This window comes from Rhizobium sp. Root1220, assembly GCF_001426265.1.
Taxonomy (GTDB): Bacteria; Pseudomonadota; Alphaproteobacteria; order Rhizobiales; family Rhizobiaceae; genus Rhizobium.
Genome location: NZ_LMDG01000033.1, coordinates 226609 through 243938, shown reverse-complemented (window position 1 = coordinate 243938; position 17330 = coordinate 226609). Strand labels below are relative to the sequence as shown.

At 59.5% G+C, this 17330-nt stretch carries 16 protein-coding genes; 11 read left to right on the top strand and 5 right to left on the bottom strand.

Annotation, left to right across the window (positions count from 1 at the left end; translation table 11 throughout):
- The first annotated feature begins 62 nt into the window (after positions 1-62).
- Positions 63-1784, top strand: a complete 1722-nt coding sequence (locus ASC90_RS20315; protein ID WP_056544317.1) for a response regulator — start codon at positions 63-65, stop codon at positions 1782-1784.
- A 122-nt stretch (positions 1785-1906) separates the two neighbouring features.
- Entirely contained in the window at positions 1907-3262 is a 1356-nt protein-coding gene (locus ASC90_RS20310; protein WP_056544314.1) for an EAL domain-containing protein, read from the top strand.
- A gap of 58 nt (positions 3263-3320) precedes the next feature.
- On the opposite strand, the gene ASC90_RS20305 is transcribed toward ASC90_RS20310, so the two are convergent.
- The 5 genes from ASC90_RS20305 to ASC90_RS20285 form a co-directional block, all read right to left on the bottom strand.
- Positions 3321-3929 (bottom strand): PRC-barrel domain-containing protein, encoded by a 609-nt coding sequence (locus ASC90_RS20305; protein ID WP_056544311.1) that lies wholly within the window; start codon positions 3927-3929, stop codon positions 3321-3323.
- A 255-nt stretch (positions 3930-4184) separates the two neighbouring features.
- The gene (locus ASC90_RS20300; RefSeq protein WP_056544308.1) at positions 4185-5072 is read right to left on the bottom strand and encodes an SMP-30/gluconolactonase/LRE family protein; all 888 of its coding nucleotides are present in this window, start codon (positions 5070-5072) and stop codon (positions 4185-4187) included.
- A gap of 5 nt (positions 5073-5077) precedes the next feature.
- Complete coding sequence (locus tag ASC90_RS20295) at positions 5078-5710, bottom strand: 2-dehydro-3-deoxy-6-phosphogalactonate aldolase (RefSeq protein ID WP_056544306.1); 633 nt, start codon at positions 5708-5710, stop codon at positions 5078-5080.
- 15 nt (positions 5711-5725) lie between these two features.
- Entirely contained in the window at positions 5726-6643 is a 918-nt protein-coding gene (locus ASC90_RS20290; protein ID WP_056544303.1) for a 2-dehydro-3-deoxygalactonokinase, read from the bottom strand.
- Positions 6643-7413: an SDR family oxidoreductase gene (locus ASC90_RS20285; RefSeq protein WP_056544301.1), complete on the bottom strand. Its 771-nt coding sequence runs from the start codon at positions 7411-7413 to the stop codon at positions 6643-6645. The genes ASC90_RS20290 and ASC90_RS20285 overlap by 1 nt, the downstream gene beginning before the upstream one ends.
- A 102-nt stretch (positions 7414-7515) precedes the next feature.
- Between ASC90_RS20285 and ASC90_RS20280 the strand changes: the two genes are divergently transcribed.
- From ASC90_RS20280 to ASC90_RS20235, 9 genes are all read left to right on the top strand, one after another.
- Entirely contained in the window at positions 7516-8310 is a 795-nt protein-coding gene (locus tag ASC90_RS20280) for an IclR family transcriptional regulator (RefSeq protein ID WP_056544299.1), read from the top strand.
- Between the two features lie 207 nt (positions 8311-8517).
- Entirely contained in the window at positions 8518-9249 is a 732-nt protein-coding gene (locus tag ASC90_RS20275; RefSeq protein ID WP_056544295.1) for an autoinducer binding domain-containing protein, read from the top strand.
- 527 nt (positions 9250-9776) lie between these two features.
- Positions 9777-10928, top strand: coding sequence for an iron-sulfur cluster carrier protein ApbC (gene apbC, locus ASC90_RS20270; protein WP_056544293.1), 1152 nt, complete (start codon positions 9777-9779; stop codon positions 10926-10928).
- Between the two features lie 344 nt (positions 10929-11272).
- Positions 11273-12250, top strand: coding sequence for a magnesium transporter CorA family protein (locus ASC90_RS20260; protein ID WP_056544286.1), 978 nt, complete (start codon positions 11273-11275; stop codon positions 12248-12250).
- A gap of 18 nt (positions 12251-12268) precedes the next feature.
- Positions 12269-14167, top strand: coding sequence for a potassium transporter Kup (locus ASC90_RS20255; RefSeq protein ID WP_056544283.1), 1899 nt, complete (start codon positions 12269-12271; stop codon positions 14165-14167).
- Positions 14168-14332: 165 nt separating this feature from the next.
- Positions 14333-15511 (top strand): cell wall hydrolase, encoded by a 1179-nt coding sequence (locus ASC90_RS20250; RefSeq protein WP_056544281.1) that lies wholly within the window; start codon positions 14333-14335, stop codon positions 15509-15511.
- A 280-nt stretch (positions 15512-15791) separates the two neighbouring features.
- Positions 15792-16142: an AtpZ/AtpI family protein gene (locus tag ASC90_RS20245; RefSeq protein ID WP_056544278.1), complete on the top strand. Its 351-nt coding sequence runs from the start codon at positions 15792-15794 to the stop codon at positions 16140-16142.
- A 73-nt stretch (positions 16143-16215) separates the two neighbouring features.
- Complete coding sequence (locus tag ASC90_RS20240) at positions 16216-16968, top strand: F0F1 ATP synthase subunit A (RefSeq protein WP_056544275.1); 753 nt, start codon at positions 16216-16218, stop codon at positions 16966-16968.
- 72 nt (positions 16969-17040) lie between these two features.
- Positions 17041-17268 carry a F0F1 ATP synthase subunit C gene (locus tag ASC90_RS20235; protein ID WP_015338972.1) on the top strand — a complete coding sequence of 76 codons (228 nt, stop codon included), beginning with the start codon at positions 17041-17043 and terminating at the stop codon, positions 17266-17268.
- Positions 17269-17330: the final 62 nt, after the last annotated feature.

Sequence of the window (17330 nt, the reverse complement as noted above, 5' to 3'; positions counted from 1 at the left end):
TGGCATTTTGCGGCTTACCTCCGAAGATACTCTTCAATCGGACATATGTGGGACGCGTGGGAATGGGTGCCGGCTTCGAAAAAGCGGACACATCATCTGTGAGTAACGAAGTTGCGACTGGATCCAGTCTGCAGACGGCATTGTTCGACGCGGTCTGTGAGAGTCTTTCCGCCGCTTTCATCGTCTACGACAAGACCGACCACATGGTTTTCGCCAGCCGCCAGGTTCTCGATTTCTTTCCGATTTCGTCGGCGCTGCTGAAGCCCGGAACACGGCTGCGCGATTTCCTCGGGACGGTCTATGACACCGGCATCCGCACGCAATCGGCGGACAGGCAAGCGGCTCTCAGCCGCGAGGATTGGCTGTCGCAAAAGATTGCCTCGCATTGGCGCGAACGCTACGAAGCGGTCGAGCGGCACGGCGCCGATCGGTGGATAAGCTTCCGCAAGCGTCGGCTGGCCAGTGGATTCGGGATCTGCGTCATCTCCGATATTTCCGAAGACAAGAAGCGCGAGGAACAATGGCGCTCGGATCTCGAACGGGTCCAGCTGACCGAGGATATCCTCGACAACCTGCCTTTTCCCCTCTTCGTGAAGGATCGCAATCTCAACTACGTCGCGGTCAATGTCGCGTTTTGCGAAAAGTTCCAGACGTCGGTGGACGAGGTGCTTGGACGCAAGAGTGGCGATCTGTTCTCGCCGGAGGTTGCGCAGCGCTTCGAGGAAAGCGACCGTCACGTCCTGGAGACCGGAGAGATGTCCGTCTCCCGCCAACGGCAGGTCGCCCGCGATGGTGGCGAGCGCGACATCGTCACGCGCAAGCACCGCATTGGAAAACCCGGGCGCTATTTCCTTGTCTCGACGATGCAGGACCTGCCACGCGATGGCGCTGATCTCGACGAGTTCGAACTCGCCTCGACTGTCACGACATCGAGCAAGCATTCCTACCGGCGTGCCTATGTGCCGATGAACAGCGGCGGCGAGCGACGCGAGCCTGCCGCGATGGAAGCAATCGTCCCGGAAAATTTCTCGGGCCGCAAGATCCTGGTCGTGACCGCCGATATCGTTGCCGAAGGGGCGGCGCTACGAACCCTGGCCAAATACGGTTTCGAGGCATGTTCGGTGCACGGCGAATGCGAGGAGGAGCAATTTCTCGAAATTGCGACCTCCGGAGGCGTTTCGCTCGATCTCCTCATCATCGACAACCAGCTCGGCATGCGTTGCCTTGAGCTTGCCGAGCAATACGGCATCCCGGCGCTTGTGATGGACGGGTTCCAGCTCGCCAACGAGCTGACGTTTCAGATCGCCCGCCATTTCAACCGCAACAATCGCGGAACGATCGCAGACGGCATCGATACCGATTGGGAAATCACCACCGTCGAGCAGGTCACCTCGCTGGATGTGCTCGTTGCGGAAGACAACGATATCAACCAGATCGTCTTTTCGCAGATTCTCGAAGGTCTGGGGTACCGCTATCTCATTGCCGCCACGGGTGACGAGGCCGTGCGCCTCTGGACCGAGCACAAGCCGAAGATCGTGTTGATGGACATATCGCTTCCGGGTTTCAACGGTTTCGAAGCTGCGCGCCTGATCCGCCAGATGGAGCAAGACGCAAGCTCGAGGACGCCGATCATCGGTGTGCTGACACAGGCCTTCGAACGCGACCGCGCCGAATGTGCGAAGGCGGGAATGGACGACGTGATCATGAAGCCGGTCAGCCCGGATATTCTCGAGACGGTATTTCAAAAGCACCTCGGGTCAGAGCTTACCCGGGCGAGGGTATGAGGCGTTGACCGTCAACTCCCCAGATTTTGGGATGGAAAGCGGTTTCACTCGGGGCGGTCTCCTATCGAAGTTTTAAGACTTGACCGCCATTCTCCCCTGCATTGGTGGGGTGGATCTGATTTATGATGTCGGCCGAAAAGCCTATGGTGCCTGTAAGTCCGAGTGAGCTCCAGGCGATGGCCTATACCGATCCGTTGACCGGGCTTGGCAACCGCTACCGCATGCGCGACCGGATTGCCCAGATTTCCCAGGAGCGCGCCAGCGACCCGGCGCCCTTCACCATCGGCATCGCCAATCTTGATTCTTTCAAGCCCATCAACGACCTCTTTGGATCGTCGGCCGGCGACGAAATTCTCTGTCAGGTGGCGCATCGGCTGAAGGCATGCATACCAGATGGTGCCCTCGTCACCCGCCACGACGGCGATGAATTCGCCTTCGTGCTGCCGCTGATCTTCGAGCGGGCGAGCGCCGAAAAATTCGGTCAGATGATCCGCGAGGTGTTGTCGGCCCCTTACGATCTCGGCGACCGCAACGTTCGCCTCTCCGCATCCTTCGGCTTCTCGATCTACCCGTTTGCCGGCGAAGAGTATGAAGACCTGCTGAAAAGCGCCGAAACCGCACTCTATCGCTCCAAGCGTCGCGGCCGGGGCCAGATCACGGTCTATTCCCGCGAGATCGCCCAGGAGATGAAGCGTGCGACGCAGCTTGAGCAGGCGCTGCGCAATGCCATCATCTCCGACGCAATCGATGTGCATTTCCAGCCCATCGTCGCACTCTCGAACAGCCAGGTGGTTGGCTTCGAAGCTCTTGCACGCTGGAATGATCCGGATCTTGGCTTCGTTTCGCCCGGCGTCTTCGTTCCCCTTGCCGAGGAGCGCGGCTTCATCGATGCGTTGTCGGAAGCGCTGCTCCGCAAGGCGGCGGAAACCGCGCTGAGCTGGCCGCGCGAGCTGTTCCTGTCGTTCAACCTCTCTTCGGCCCAGTTGATGGATCCCGGTACCAGCAGCAGCATCCTCTCCATCCTCGGCCGCGTCGGCTTCGATCCGCATCGTCTTGAACTGGAAATCACCGAGACCGCCGTTATGGGATCGGCCGATACGGCAAACCGCATCATCGCCGATCTGCGCCAGGCCGGCGTGCGCATCTCGCTGGATGACTTCGGCACCGGACAGTCGAGCCTCGGCCGCCTGCGCGACTTCATGTTCGACAAGATCAAGATCGACCGTGCGTTCGTCTCGCGGATCAACTCCGACCGAGCCTCGGAACACATCATCAAGGCTATCCTGACGATGTGCGAAGGCCTGGACCTGGAAGTCGTCGCCGAAGGCATCGAGGATTATTCGGAGGCCGTGAAACTGCGGGCGCTGGGTTGCGGCATGGGGCAGGGCTATCATTTCGGAAAGCCGGCCGACGGCATCGCAACGCTGCGCTTCCTGCATGAGAATTACTACGATGCAACGGATCGCGTAAGCGCCTGAAACGCCGACGGCGCCCTTTCGGACGCCATCGGTTACGCGGTACTCACTGCGCAGTATCCTAGTTGTTGGTCGTGGACCCCGTTGCCGTGCTGTCCATGGTACCCGGGGCGGGCGCCTTTTCAGCCGACTGCATCTGGAGCGTCTTGAATTCAGGCGCCGCCTTCAGCGATTCCACCGAATCGGAGGTTGTCAGCTTGACGCTGCCATCCTCGGTGTTCTGTGCCACCGTGATCTTGTCCATCGGTACCGCCACGTTCTTTTCGGCGATGCCAAGGAAACCACCGACACCGATGATTGCGGCAACAAGTCCGCCGTCCTTTTTCATGATCAGGTCGTTGACGCTACCGATACTTTCGTTCTGGCCGTTGTAGACCGACTGGCCGATATAGGTGTTGGCACTGATCTGGTCGGCGGCCTGCTCTGTCAAATAGCTGCCGCCAGCCTGCGTCATGTCTGTGGAGGCAGCCGGTGCCGGTGCTTGCGCTGCGTCACCTGCCGGAGCACTAGCATCCGGAACCTTCGGCGCTGCCGAATCCACCGGTGCGGCCTGCGTTGCGGGTGTGCCAGGGGTAGCCGGCTGGGTTGCACTCTGCGAGAATGCTGCCGGTGCGAAAGCCGTGGCAAACAAGGCGCCAGCGGCAACGGTCGTCAGAAGTTTGCGTGTCATTTCGAACCTACCTTCATTGTATTTCACGAGTGATCTCTAGTCGGGTGCCGCCCATGTTAAGCGGCGTCTGTACCTGACCGGTTCCCTATTGAAATGAATGGGTTGGCTATTGGTTCCGAGAAAAATCAACGAAAAGGCGTCCGATTTTCATGGAACTTTTATCGCAAACGTTGTGACAATCGGGTGCACTACCAACGGGGAAGACAAAAAAGGCGCCACATTGAGGCGCCTTCCGCGGTCTCGCGCAGGTGGGTTTCAGATCACGTAAGGAGGATCGAAAATACCCTTGACCGTGATGCCGAGTTCAAGAAGTGCCCCAGCCTGGGGTTGTGTTGAGCGGGCGTCGTCATCGAGGCCTTCCCAGGCCGTCGTCACGGCGAGGCGGTCGCCATTAGGGCCAACGAAGGCCGGGCAGGACGGCTGCGCCGCGGGAACCTTGTATCGTGCAAGCCGTAGTCCGTCCGGGCTGTAGCGGTCCACCGAACCGGCACCCCAGCGGGCATTCCAGATGTATCCATCGGCGTCGACCACCGAGCCGTCGATGCCGCCCGTTTCGTCCATGGTATCGACGAGCACGATCGGCTCGCCTGTCGGCAACCCGGTCTGCGGGTCCACCATCACCCGCATCAGCCGGCTCAGCCGCGTGTCGGTGAAGTAGCCCGTCGAGCCGTCCGGAGAGAAGCAGATCGAGTTCGGAATGCTGATCCCGTCGAAGAGCTTGGTCACCTTGCCGGCGGCAACATGGTAGATTGCGCCTGCACGCGTTTCTGCCCGCTTGCTCATCGTGCCGATCCACAGCGCGCCCGATATATGCGTGCGCCCGTCGTTCGAGCGGTTTTCCGGCTTGTCGTTTTCCAATGCGGCATAGAAGGTGAGGTTGCCGTTTGCGGTGTCGCGCACGAAAAGGCCCTGTTCCGTCGCAAGCAGCTGCCGCCGGGCGTCGATGCGCGCGAGCACGCTTGCCATCATCGGCAGCGCGTGAACCTTCTTCTCGTCTGTCGAAAGGTTCAGCTCATGCAATTCCTTGCCGAGAATATTGAACCACCAGACCGTGTTCGTGTCTGGATCGTAAGTTGGGCCCTCGCCGAGCGCGGAACTGGTATCGGAAAGTGTCCTGCCGGCAAATTCGTGAATTTCGGTCATACGCCTCAGCCTCCTAGCGCTGCGTCATAGGCGTAGATGGTCGTCTTGGCACGCTCGGCAACCTCTGCGACGCTCATCCCGGGCTTGTAGATGCTGGTCCCGAGACCGAAGGCAAGGATGCCGGCCTTGGTGTACTCGGCGAAGTTCTTGTCTGAAACACCACCGACCGCAGCGATGACGAGTTCCGGCGGAAGGATCGCGCGGATGGCGGTGATGCCGGCTGGACCAAGCACGCTGGCCGGGAAGAACTTGAGGCCGGTGGCGCCTGCGCGCGCGGCCGAAAGCGCCTCGGTTGGCGTGAACACGCCGGGCATCGTCACCATGCCGTAATCGCGGGCGCGAATGATGACGTCCGGCTCCACGTTTGGCGTCACCAGCAGCTTGCCACCCGCCGAATGCAGGCTGTCGACGGCTTCGGTAGTCAGCACGGTGCCGGCACCGATCAGGCAGTCGGCCGGTGCCATCTTCACGGCGATTTCGATCGACTTGAAAGCCTCGGGCGAGTTCAGCGGAATTTCGATTGCCGTCAGGCCGTTTTCGATCAGCGCGCCGACGACGCCCTCTGTTTCCTCGGGCGTGATGCCGCGAAGAATGGCGATCAGGGGACGCTTCATGGTGGGGAAGGGGATGCGGTTCATGGTTTTGGTGCTTTCTCAGTTCGGCCAGATGGCTTGGGCAGCTGCCGCAAGCCCGCGGCGCACGGCCGTATCGGCGTCGATCGCGGTGTAGGATAGAGATAGTGTCTTGAGGGCGGTTTCATAAAGCCCCAGCAATCGGCCCGAGGCAACAAGCGTGATTCCAACGCCGTTTGCCGCGTTCGACAAGGCGCCGGCAATTTCCAGGCCGATCAACGTCCCGGAGATTCTGGCCTGGGCGCCTGCCGGTGTCAGGCCGTGCAGGAGTTGGCCGGAGCGGGCCGTGAAGAACAGGTTGGTCGCCATCGCGGGACGGGCGAACGCTGCGCGCACGGCAGCTTCAAAGGCCACTGCATCGGCGGGGCCTTGATCGGCGCCAGCCACCGCGTGCGACAGGATCGTATGCTTGGTGATCGCCTCGAACAGTTCGCCTGTCATGAAGGAGGAGAAGCCGGTGACGCTGCCATCGCTGACGTGCACCCACTTGGAGTGCGTGCCGGGCATGCAGACCGCCTGCGATCCCTTGCCGTCGGGACCCAGCGCGCCGAGAAGCTGTGTTTCCTCGCCGCGCATGACGTCGGGCATCTCCTTGTCTCGCTGCGCAAGGCCGGGAAGAATGCGCACGTCGCGGCTCTGGCCCGGAACGGAAACCGCGCCGGTCAGGATCGCGGACAGCGAGGCAGGCACGTCGATATAGCCGGCTTCAACCCAACCCTGCTTCGCGCCCGCCATGCCGCAGATGATGACCGGAAGGTTCTCCGGAGCGTCGAGTTTCGAAAGGTGGGAACCGAGAACGTCGGCGAAGCCGGTCCTTGCGGCCGTTGTCATGCCTTCGTCGCTGCGGCTTTCGCCGAGGATCGTGCCATCCTTGCCGATCAGCCAGAGCCGGAAACTGCTCGTACCCCAATCGACCGCAACATAAGCGGGGTCTGCCATCAGAAAATGCCTCCATCGACAATAAGAGATTGCGCGCTCACGGCTGCAGCACAGTCGGACGCGAGGAACAGGCAAGGGCCGACGATCGCGTCGGCATGCAGGACTTTCTTGATGCACTGACGCTGGATCGTCTGTGCGATGCTTTCATCCGTCAGCCAGAGCTTCATCTGACGATCCGTCACGATCATGCCGGGAAGAATGCAGTTGACGCGGATATTGTCCGGTCCGAGCTTTCCGGCAAGGCTCTTGGTCAATCCGATGACCCCCGCCTTCGCCGTCGTGTAGGCCGGGAATTCGGGCATGTTCAAAAGAAAGGCGATCGATGACATGTTGATCACCGCGCCGCCGCCGGCCGCGCGCATCGAGGGTGCTACTGCCTGTGTCGTGAAAAACACATGCCGGAGGTTGGTCGCCTGGTTGCTGTCCCAGTATTCTTCCGTAACCGCTTCGAATTCGTGCCTGTCGTCGCGCGCGGCATTATTGACGAGAACGCCGATCGGGCCCGAATGCGCGACGATCGTGTCGACGGCCTTGCGGATGGCGCCGACGTCGCGCAGATCGACCTGATGAAAACGGACTGGATGCAGCGTATCGCGGGAAAGCCTTTCTGCGAGTTCCCGGCTTTCCGTCTCTGCGATGTCGATGAACGAGACTTTCGCGCCCTGCCTGGCAAATCCCTCGACGATCGCCGCGCCGATGCCGGATCCGCCGCCGGTCACCAGCACACCGCGATCCCTGAATTCCGGAAACTGCGCAACAATACCCGTCACCGTCTTCCTCCCGGGAAAGATAGTTCCATTATTCGGAACCCAATTTGACTATGTGGAATTATCGGATTACCCTGCCTTATCTGTCAAGGCTTCGGGGCAACCATGAACGCAAGAAACGAGGCGACGTCCGAGGGTCGCGATACCGGGACGCTCGGCAAGCTCATGATCCTTCTCGATCTGGTGACGCACGCGGAGGGTCCCATGCGCTTCACCGACATTCTTGCCTTAACAGATCAGCCGCGCGGCACCTTGCACCGTCAACTCAGCCATCTCGTTCAGGAAGGGATGCTGGAGATCGATGGCGACGGCCGCTATTCGCCAGGTCTGCGGCTGCTCGACCTGGCGTCCAGCAGCTGGGCGAAAAACGAATTTCGACTGGTTGCCGAACCGCATCTGAACACGCTTCAGCGTTTGACCGGAGAAACGGTGCATCTTGGCGTGTTGCGCGGAACCTCGATCATCTACCTCGACAAGGTGGAAGGCCGGCAGTCGGTCAGGATGTTCTCGCAAATCGGCAATGCCTCACCGGTCTATTGCACCGGTGTCGGCAAGGCGGCGCTGTCGATCCTTCCCGAGGAACGGGTGACGGAGATTGTCGGGGGGCTCGCGTTCCAGAAGTTCACGGCGAACACGCACACGCGCGAAAGCCTGCTTGTGGAAATCGCCGATATCCGAAGCGGCGGGTGTGCATTCGACCGCGAGGAGCATGAGGTCGGCATCCGGTGCGTCGCGGCGCCCATCTGGTCTGAAGACCTGTCGCTCATCGGCGGCGTTTCCGTCACAGGCCCGGCCTATCGTCTGACGATGGAGCGGCTGGCAGAATGGGAGGCGCCCGTTCGCGAGGCGGCAAAACGAATTATGACCGGCATGCGCATCGGTCTCGGGCCGCGTCGATAGGGACGTCGCAAAGCCGGCTGAAGGCAGATGCCGCGCATTTTAGGTCCAATGTTGAGGTTTTATGACGAATCATCACAATTATTGTTCGTCAATCCCCTATCCTGGGGTATATCTGCTGGTCAAACGTGGCTGGTGATGCAAAGTAATGCAGAGCCGGTGCGATAGCCGCTACACCGGATTCCCAGACTTTTAGAGTTGAAGACTTAAATGACACCAGTGCCGCCAGCATCTTCCGTAGACGTCTACGTTAATGAAATCGCCTCATTGAACACGCAGTTCGACATCTTCCGTTTCATGAAGAGGTTGACGGAAGCGTATCGCGCCAGGGCATTCATAGTCTTCAACCTGCCGTCGGTGACATCCTCGGATCTGCAGAGCAATACTGTGATCTCCAGCTGGCCCGTCGAACTGCTCGCCGCCTATGATCACGAGAGGCTGGTAACCAACAGTCCGGTCATCAAGCGTCTGAGAACATCGACGAAGCCCTTCTTCAATGACATCTCGAAAGCCAAGCTGGATCGTCCCGATGGCAAGTCCGGGATCGTGACGGCGCTTTTTGAACGCTTTCGAATGATGCGTTGCGCTTATTTTCCGGCGCATGAGCCATCCGGCAACCGCGGTGCCGTTTCGTTTTCCGGTGATCGCGAGGCCTTCACCGCGGAAGAGATGCGGGAGCTGCATTACCTTGCCACCCATGTCTATGACCGGCTGGCTGAAATACGCAACCAGGACAACCGGGTCACCGATACGCTGACGGATCGCGAAATCGACTGTCTGAACTGGACCGCCGCCGGCAAGACGAGCGTGGAAACGGCCGATATCCTCAGTTTGTCGGAACACACGGTAAACCACTACCTCAACCGCGCGACCAAGAAGCTGGACACGGTGAACAGGACGCAGGCCGTTGCGAAGGCGCTGCGTATCGGTCTGATAAAGTGAGCGTCGCCTAAATTCTGTGCCATGAGGCGATTGGGGCTCAAAATTGCGCCAATTCGCATAGCCGCATAGTGTGAGCGTCCGTGCTTTTGCCGGCATTTGCCGATTGGCACGTTTTCTGCTTCCTTATTTGCAGCGGTCCAGAGGGGGCCCGGTAACGACGCCGTATAAATGGCGCGACCCGTAACACCGCAGCCGATGCCGATGTGCCGTTCAACCGGCGCCGGCATCGGCGGCGGTTGTTGCTTCCGGGATACGCAAGAGGCGCCATGGCCGCGCCGGTTCAATCTTTCACATTTTTGCGCTGGTCTTTCCAGATGCTTGCTCTAGGTCGCAGGATAGTGCTTCGGCTTCTCGGAGGACCGTTGCGTTGTCAGGGCGAAAGCCCGGCGGACTTGGCGGCGCAACGGCATCTTCCCAGCGGTTTTCCCTTATCGTTTGCTGCTGCCTGGTATGCGCCACATCGATTTTGTTTGGCGAAGGCGCTTCACTCCTTTATCTAGAACGCCAACCCAGGCAGTGAGGATGGAATGAGCGGCGTTACCAAGGAGCAGGTTCTCGAAACGCTGAAGACAGTTCGCGGACCCGATCTCGAGCACAATATTGTCGAGCTCGGCATGATTTCCGACGTCTTCATTTCCGATGGCAAAGTCTATTTCTCCATCACTGTGCCGGCCGATCGCGCCAAGGAACTGGAACCGCTGCGTCTTGCTGCCGAGCGCGTCATCAAGGAGATGCCGGGTGTCAAGGGTGCCTTGGTCGCGTTGACGGCCGACAAGAAAGCCGGCTCCGTCGCGACACCGCGTCCGCAGCCACAGGAAGGCCACGAGCACCACGGTCATTCGCATCCTCCGCAACCGCAACATTCGCGTGCCGGGAAGCTCAATGTTCCCGGCGTCAATGCGATCATCGCCGTCGCCTCCGGCAAGGGTGGCGTCGGCAAATCGACCACGGCGGTCAATCTGGCGCTCGGCCTGCAAGCCAACGGCCTGCGCGTCGGTATTCTCGATGCGGATATCTATGGCCCGTCGATGCCGCGGCTGTTGAAGATATCGGGGCGGCCGACGCAAATCGATGGTCGCATCATCAACCCCATGGAGAATTACGGCATCAAGGTCATGTCGATGGGTTTCCTGGTCGATGAGGAAACGGCGATGATCTGGCGTGGTCCGATGGTTCAGTCGGCGCTGATGCAGATGCTGCGCGAGGTTGCCTGGGGCGAGCTCGATGTGCTTGTCGTCGACATGCCTCCCGGCACTGGCGACGCACAGCTCACCATGGCGCAGCAGGTGCCGCTCGCCGGCGCCGTCATTGTTTCGACACCGCAGGACCTTGCCCTGATCGACGCGCGCAAGGGATTGAACATGTTCAGGAAAGTCGAGGTCCCTGTTCTTGGAATCATCGAGAACATGAGCTTTTTCATCGCGCCCGACACCGGCACGCGTTACGACATCTTCGGACACGGCGGCGCACGCAAGGAAGCCGAGCGCATCGGCGTGCCGTTTCTCGGCGAGGTTCCGCTGACGATCAACATCCGCGAGACGTCGGATGCCGGAACACCGCTCGTCGCCTCCGAGCCGAACGGGATTGTCGCAGGCATCTATCGCGATATCGCAACGAGGGTCTGGGCGCAGCTTGAGGGGCAACCGCATCGGGCGGCACCGGCCATCGTTTTCGAGTAAATTCGTCTTGCGCCCCGGTTTCCGGTCGTGCAGGAAATATGGTCAAAAAGCGCAGTTCACCCAAGATGTCTTGATTCTTTCGCAGCTTTCCGTCATATGCCGCGCCGTTGCCATGTGGCTGCTTTTGCGAATGCTCGATGATGGCGACCCAGACGGGTTCTGCACCACCTGCATGTTCGGAGTTATCTTGTCGGTTGAGGGATTGGTGGCTGCGATGCGGTTAAGCACGAAGCATACCCGGATGTTCTCCGGATGTGCAGGGAGCTCGATGAGCTTTCGTCGACCGCTCCCGATCGAACCGGGAGCGAAATCCGCCGTCTATCCCGATTGCCGGAGGCGCGTCGGTGATTAAGGCCTATTGCTCCGACTGCAAGTCGATCGAGCTTGGTGATCTTTCGGGGGTCGCCACGTTGCCGGACAATGTAGTGTGGATCGATCTGATCGAGCCCAGCCACGACGAGGAGTCCTATGTCGAGAAGGTGCTCGGCATCGAAGTGCCGACCCGCGATGACCTCAAGGACATCGAACCCTCGGCTCGCCTGTATGTCGAAAACGATGCGGTCTTCCTGACGGCTTCCCTGGTGTGGAAGGCCGAGACGGATACGCCTCTGCTGACCGACGTTGCATTTATCCTGGTCGGAAAGCGGCTTGTCACCATTCGCTACTCCCAGCCGAAGTCGTTCGGTCTGTTCATCGCCGCGCTCCACCGCGTGCCCGAGCAATGGCGCAGCGGCGCGGCTCTTCTGGTGAAACTCTTCGAGACGATCGTCGACCGGACCGCTGAAATCCTGGAAATGTCTGTCGCCCGCATCGATATCCTGTCGATGCACGTCTTCGGCGATCGCGCCAGGAAGGTCCGCAAGCCATCCAATTATCTTGAGGAGAAGCTCCGAGACATCGCGGCTCACCACCGTCTCGTCAGCAAGGTTCGCGATAGTCTCGCGTCGCTCTCGCGCCTCATGACCTTTTTCTACACCGTTCCTGCCGTTCAGCAGGATCAAGGCATCAAGGAACTCTGCCGCACGGTTTCGCGCGATATCCAGTCGCTGTCCGAACACGCGGCCTTCGTTGCCGGCAATATCACCTTTCTTCTTGATGCATCGCTCGGTCTCATCAACATCGAGCAGAACTCTATCATCAAGATATTTTCGATCGCATCGGTTGTCTTCTTGCCGCCGACGCTTGTCGCCTCCATCTATGGTATGAATTTCGAATTCATGCCGGAACTACACTGGGGCCCGGGCTATTTCTACTCGCTCGGACTCATGGTGACTTCCGCCGTCATCCCCTTCTTCTTTTTCCGATGGAAAGGCTGGCTCTAGGGAGCCTGTTTTCATTTCATGCACGAAGGCAGCCATTCGCCCGAACGTAAAATGAAGCCGCGCAAGCTATTCTATCTTGCGCTCGGCTCGGTCGGCGTCGTCTATGGCGATATCGGTACCAGCCCGCTCTACGCATTCCGCGAAGCGCTGAAACCCGTCGCAATCGATGGCGTGACGCGCTTCGAGGTCATCAGCCTCATCTCGCTGATGATCTGGGCGCTGACCATTATCGTTACCATCAAGTACGTGCTCTTTCTTCTGCGCGCCGACAACGAAGGGGAAGGCGGCACGCTTTCCCTGCTGGCGTTGCTGATGAAGACCGCCAACGGTCACACGGCATTTCTAATGCTGCTCGGCCTCGTCGGCGCGGCGCTCTTCCTCGGCGATGCGATGATTACGCCGGCACTATCGGTTCTCTCTGCTGTCGAAGGCCTGAAGCTCGTCGCGCCGAGCATGACGCGTTACATCGTGCCGATTTCTGTCGTCATTCTGGCCATGCTGTTTGCGGTGCAGTCGCGAGGGACAGGCGCCGTCGCGCGCTTCTTCGGACCGATCACCGCCGTCTGGTTCCTGGTCATGGCGGCGGCGGGAATTTCGCACATCTCCGACGACTTCGGCATTCTCGCTGCGTTCAACCCGTATTATGCCGTCAGTTTTCTTCTTCACGAAGGCTTTTATGGCGTTGTCGTCCTTGGCGCGGTCTTCCTGACGGTGACCGGTGCGGAAGCCCTCTATGCCGATCTCGGCCATTTCGGCCGCCGGCCGATCCAGTGGGCGTGGTTTGCGCTCATCTTCCCCGCGCTGACGCTCAACTACCTTGGCCAGGGCGCCCTGGTGCTCGGCGATCCGTCGGCGATGTCGGACCCGTTCTATCTGATGTTCCCGCAATGGGCGCTGTTGCCCGTCGTCATTCTGGCGACTGCCGCAACCATCATCGCCAGCCAGGCCGTCATTACCGGTGCCTTCTCGCTGGTCCGCCAGGGAATCAACCTTGGCTTCCTGCCGCGGATGGAGATCCTGTTTACCTCGGAGACAAATACCGGGCAGATCTTCCTGCCGTCGGTCAACTTGCTGCTGTTCATCGGGGTTATCTTCCTGGTCCTGAGTTTCCGCACGTCGGACGCGCTGGCGACGGCCTACGGCATCTCGGTCACCGGCGCGATGGTCGTCACCTCGATCATGGCCTTTGAGTTCGTGCGTGTTCGGTGGAACTGGTCGATCCCGGTCGCAACGCTTGCGCTGGCTCCGCTGGTCGGCCTCGAAATGATCTTCCTCGGCGCAAACCTGCTGAAGATTCATGATGGCGGCTATATCCCCGTGCTCATTGCGACGGCTTTCACCATCGTCATGTGGACCTGGCGTCGCGGCTCGGCGCTTCTCATGGAAAAGACGCGCCATACGGATATCCCGATGGCGTCCTTCGTCAGCTCCATCGAGCGCAAGAGCGATCATTCGCCCGCGCATGTTCCGGGAACCGCGATCTTCCTGACCAGCGATCCTGAATCCGCGCCTGCCGCGCTTCTGCACAATCTGAAGCACAATCATGTTCTGCACGACAAAAACGTGATTCTGACGATCAGAACGATCAACAAGCCGCGGGTCTCCAGCTCCGATCGCTATCGGATCGAGAAGATATCCGAGCGCTTTTCGCGAGTGGAGCTGCATTTCGGCTTCATGGAATCACAGAACGTATCGCAGGCGCTTGCGACGCTGCGCAAGACCGGGTTGAAGTTCGACATCATGTCGACCTCCTTTTACCTCGGTCGGCGCAAGCTGGTGCCCGACGCGAAGTCCGGCATGCCCTACTGGCAGGACCGTCTTTATATTGCGCTCGCGAATGCCGCGACCAATCCTTCCGACTATTTCCGGCTGCCCGCAAACCGCGTGGTCGAACTCGGCTCGCACGTCATCATCTGACGGCTGCAAAAAATGGTGAAGAGGCCCGGCCGTTGTGCCGGGCTTTTTCGTTTGGCGGTCCGCGAAGGGCCGGTGGATGAATTAGGCACCGCACATTAACCAAGCATCAAGGTTAATAAGACATTTTCAACGGCATGTTCATGCGTTCCATGCCGGAGTCTGGCGTTGCGTCGATATAACCGTTCCAGTGGCAAACTGTGTCTCCTGCTTCAAAATTGGAGCTTACCCGCTCTCTTCGGCGTCTGCGGGTTGCTGATGTCTCCCACCGTGGCATCGCATGGCGATCTCGCCGCTCTCCTTGCCGGCCTCGACCAGGGGCGGGAAAACTGGCGCATGGTCCTTACCGACTCACCGGCGGGGTCTATCCACCAGGCCGAACTCGCCTTTTCTGATCCGATGGTCACCGGCACGATCGCCGCCGGTGCCGGCATGGTGCTTCCCGACGGCCGCAAGATAGCCTTCACCGCGGAGGGAAAGGGGCACGAAACGACGCCCGACGAAGATCGGGTCAATCGCCAGAGCAAGAAGGGCAGGGTGGTTGCCGTCGAGCAGATGCAGCCACCGAAGGATTTCTCCGCGGGCTCGATTCTCCAGCGCACCCAGCTGCTCTTCCAGCCGACCTTTGACCTCAAGGAGAAGACCGCTTTCGTCAGGCCGCAGATCAGGGGCAAGGAAATCCAGATCGCGACGAACTTCTACAAGAAACTGCCGCCGAAGCCGGCCGCCGGCGTATCGCCGATGCTGGCCGATCTGGTCACGAGCGACAAGGCCGATATTCTCGCCACCGCCTATGCACCGCCGGCACCGGACTATTCACGCCAATCGCCGTTCGATTCGATTCTCACCGACAAGGCAGATGACGGCCGGTTTGTCCCGCAGATCGGCCCGCGCGACCACGCGTGGGCGGCAAGCGTGCTGTCTCCATCAGCCTTTTCCGCTGCCGAACAGCAATGCCTGGCGTCCGGCATCTACTTCGAGGCGCGCGGCGAAACGGTCAAGGGCCAGGCTGCCGTCGCCCAGGTGATCCTCAATCGCGTGCGCAACCCCGCCTATCCGAAAATGATCTGCGGCGTGGTCTATCAGAACGAGGATTGGCGCAATCGCTGCCAGTTCTCCTTTGCCTGTGACAACATCAAGGACCGTGTGAACTCTCAATATCACTGGAGAATCGCTCGCGAAGTGGCGATGGCGGTCACCGCCGGGAAGATCTGGCTGCCGCAAGTGGGATCGGCGACTCACTATCATGCCGTTTACGTGCGTCCAGGCTGGGCAAGGACGATGGAAAAGGTCGGGCGCATCGGTCTGCACGTCTTTTACCGCACCTATGGTGGCGGCTGGAGCTGACAAAAGGCCGATCCGGCATCGATTTCCCGCCGGATCGACGCCCCCCAAAGCGGATTCTTTGGCTCTAATTTGGAAGAGCCTGCGGAAATCGACCTAACTGTATGTTTTTCATGGTTTATTTTATGGTTGGACAGAAAACGTCTACGCCTTGACTATGCTTTTTGCTAAAACTATGTTGCGCGCGACTTCAAAACGGGCCGGAAGGTTCTCAAACCTTGGGTCGTTGTCTGGTAAACCGGGGTACGGGATCGCGGGCAACGGCAGGCGGAGGGGGAACACAATGGCTGATGACCGTGAGGAAAGTCTAGAGAAGCGCCGAGCGCAACTGGAAGCGAAACTCGCGACCAAGCGTATCGAGGCGGGGAAGGACGAGGCCGACGAAGCCCGCGCCGAGGTGAGCCGCAAAGGCTATGCCCAGGCGATGAAGCTTTCGAGCGAGTTCATTTCCGCAATCGTCGTCGGCGCTGTCCTTGGCTTTCTGCTGGACCGTTTTGTCATCAAAAGTACGGTGCCTTGGGGGTTGATTGTTCTTCTTCTTCTTGGATTCTGTGCTGGCGTGTTGAACGTTATGCGGGCGGCTGGAAGGGTGGCGAAACCCAGCCCGGCCGATCGCAACGACGACAAGAAATAGGACAGGGCGCTCCGGCGTTCGATCCAGTGCAATAATCCCGTGTCATGCGGGCCAAAGATAGAGAGAACAAGCGGTGTCTAACGATCCGACCCATCAGTTCCTGATCCAGAAGATTGTGCCGATCGAAATCGGCGGGATTGATTTCTCGTTTACGAATGCATCGCTTTTCATGGTCGCTTCGGCAGCCGTTGCCGCAGGCTTTCTTTATTTCTCGACATCGAACCGCGCGATCGTGCCGGGCCGCTCGCAGTCCGTTGCCGAGATGTCCTATGAGTTCATCGCCGGGATGCTGAAGGAAGGCGCCGGAACCAAGGGGATGAAGTTCTTCCCGTTGGTGTTCTCGCTCTTTATGTTCGTGCTGACGGCAAATCTGCTTGGCATGTTCCCGTACTTCTTCACCGTTACCAGCCAGATCATCGTGACTTTCGCCTTGGCGCTGCTCGTCATCGGAACTGTTCTGGTCTACGGCTTCTACAAGCATGGCTTCCGCTTTCTGAACGTGTTCATTCCGCAAGGGGTGCCCGGATTGCTCTTGCCGCTTGTGGTTTCAATCGAAATCATCTCCTTCCTGTCCCGGCCGATTTCACTCTCTGTTCGTCTTTTCGCGAACATGCTCGCCGGCCACATCACGCTGAAAGTGTTCGCGGGCTTCGTTGCCTCGCTTGGAGCACTCGGCGCGGTGGGAATTGGCGGTGCCATTCTTCCTCTCATCATGACGGTCGCCCTGACCGGTCTCGAGTTCCTTGTCGCCTTCCTCCAGGCTTACGTTTTTGCGGTGCTGACTTGCATGTACCTCAACGACGCGATCCATCCGGGTGGCCACTAAGGGATACCGACATTGACGCCGTTCCGGCGTCAGTCAAATCGCCGCAACACAACCATTTCAAAGGAGTTCAACATGGACGCGGAAGCAGCAAAGTTCATCGGTGCAGGCCTCGCTTGCTTCGGTATGGCCGGTACGGCTCTTGGCCTCGGCAATATCTTCGGCAGCTATCTCTCGGGCGCTCTGCGCAACCCGTCTGCCGCTGACAGCCAGTTCGGCCGTCTGGTATTCGGCTTCGCCGTTACGGAAGCTCTGGGCATCTTCTCGCTGCTCGTCGCTCTCCTTCTGCTGTTCGCCGTTTAATTTCGGCGCACTGAAGGATCACGGCCTGCGAACAGCAAGCCGTGATCCTTTGTATTTGCAGT

Bases quoted from the DNA above. Each gene is read 5' to 3' on its own strand.
- ASC90_RS20235 (WP_015338972.1), top strand. From the start codon at position 17,041: ATGGACGCGGAAGCAGCAAAGTTCATCGGTGCAGGCCTCGCTTGCTTC.
- ASC90_RS20305 (WP_056544311.1), bottom strand. From the start codon at position 3,929: ATGACACGCAAACTTCTGACGACCGTTGCCGCTGGCGCCTTGTTTGCC.
- ASC90_RS20300 (WP_056544308.1), bottom strand. From the start codon at position 5,072: ATGACCGAAATTCACGAATTTGCCGGCAGGACACTTTCCGATACCAGT.
- ASC90_RS20315 (WP_056544317.1), top strand. From the start codon at position 63: ATGGGTGCCGGCTTCGAAAAAGCGGACACATCATCTGTGAGTAACGAA.
- ASC90_RS20310 (WP_056544314.1), top strand. From the start codon at position 1,907: ATGATGTCGGCCGAAAAGCCTATGGTGCCTGTAAGTCCGAGTGAGCTC.
- ASC90_RS20280 (WP_056544299.1), top strand. From the start codon at position 7,516: ATGAACGCAAGAAACGAGGCGACGTCCGAGGGTCGCGATACCGGGACG.
- ASC90_RS20255 (WP_056544283.1), top strand. From the start codon at position 12,269: ATGCACGAAGGCAGCCATTCGCCCGAACGTAAAATGAAGCCGCGCAAG.
- ASC90_RS20275 (WP_056544295.1), top strand. From the start codon at position 8,518: ATGACACCAGTGCCGCCAGCATCTTCCGTAGACGTCTACGTTAATGAA.
- ASC90_RS20295 (WP_056544306.1), bottom strand. From the start codon at position 5,710: ATGAACCGCATCCCCTTCCCCACCATGAAGCGTCCCCTGATCGCCATT.
- ASC90_RS20290 (WP_056544303.1), bottom strand. From the start codon at position 6,643: ATGGCAGACCCCGCTTATGTTGCGGTCGATTGGGGTACGAGCAGTTTC.
- ASC90_RS20245 (WP_056544278.1), top strand. From the start codon at position 15,792: ATGGCTGATGACCGTGAGGAAAGTCTAGAGAAGCGCCGAGCGCAACTG.
- apbC (WP_056544293.1), top strand. From the start codon at position 9,777: ATGAGCGGCGTTACCAAGGAGCAGGTTCTCGAAACGCTGAAGACAGTT.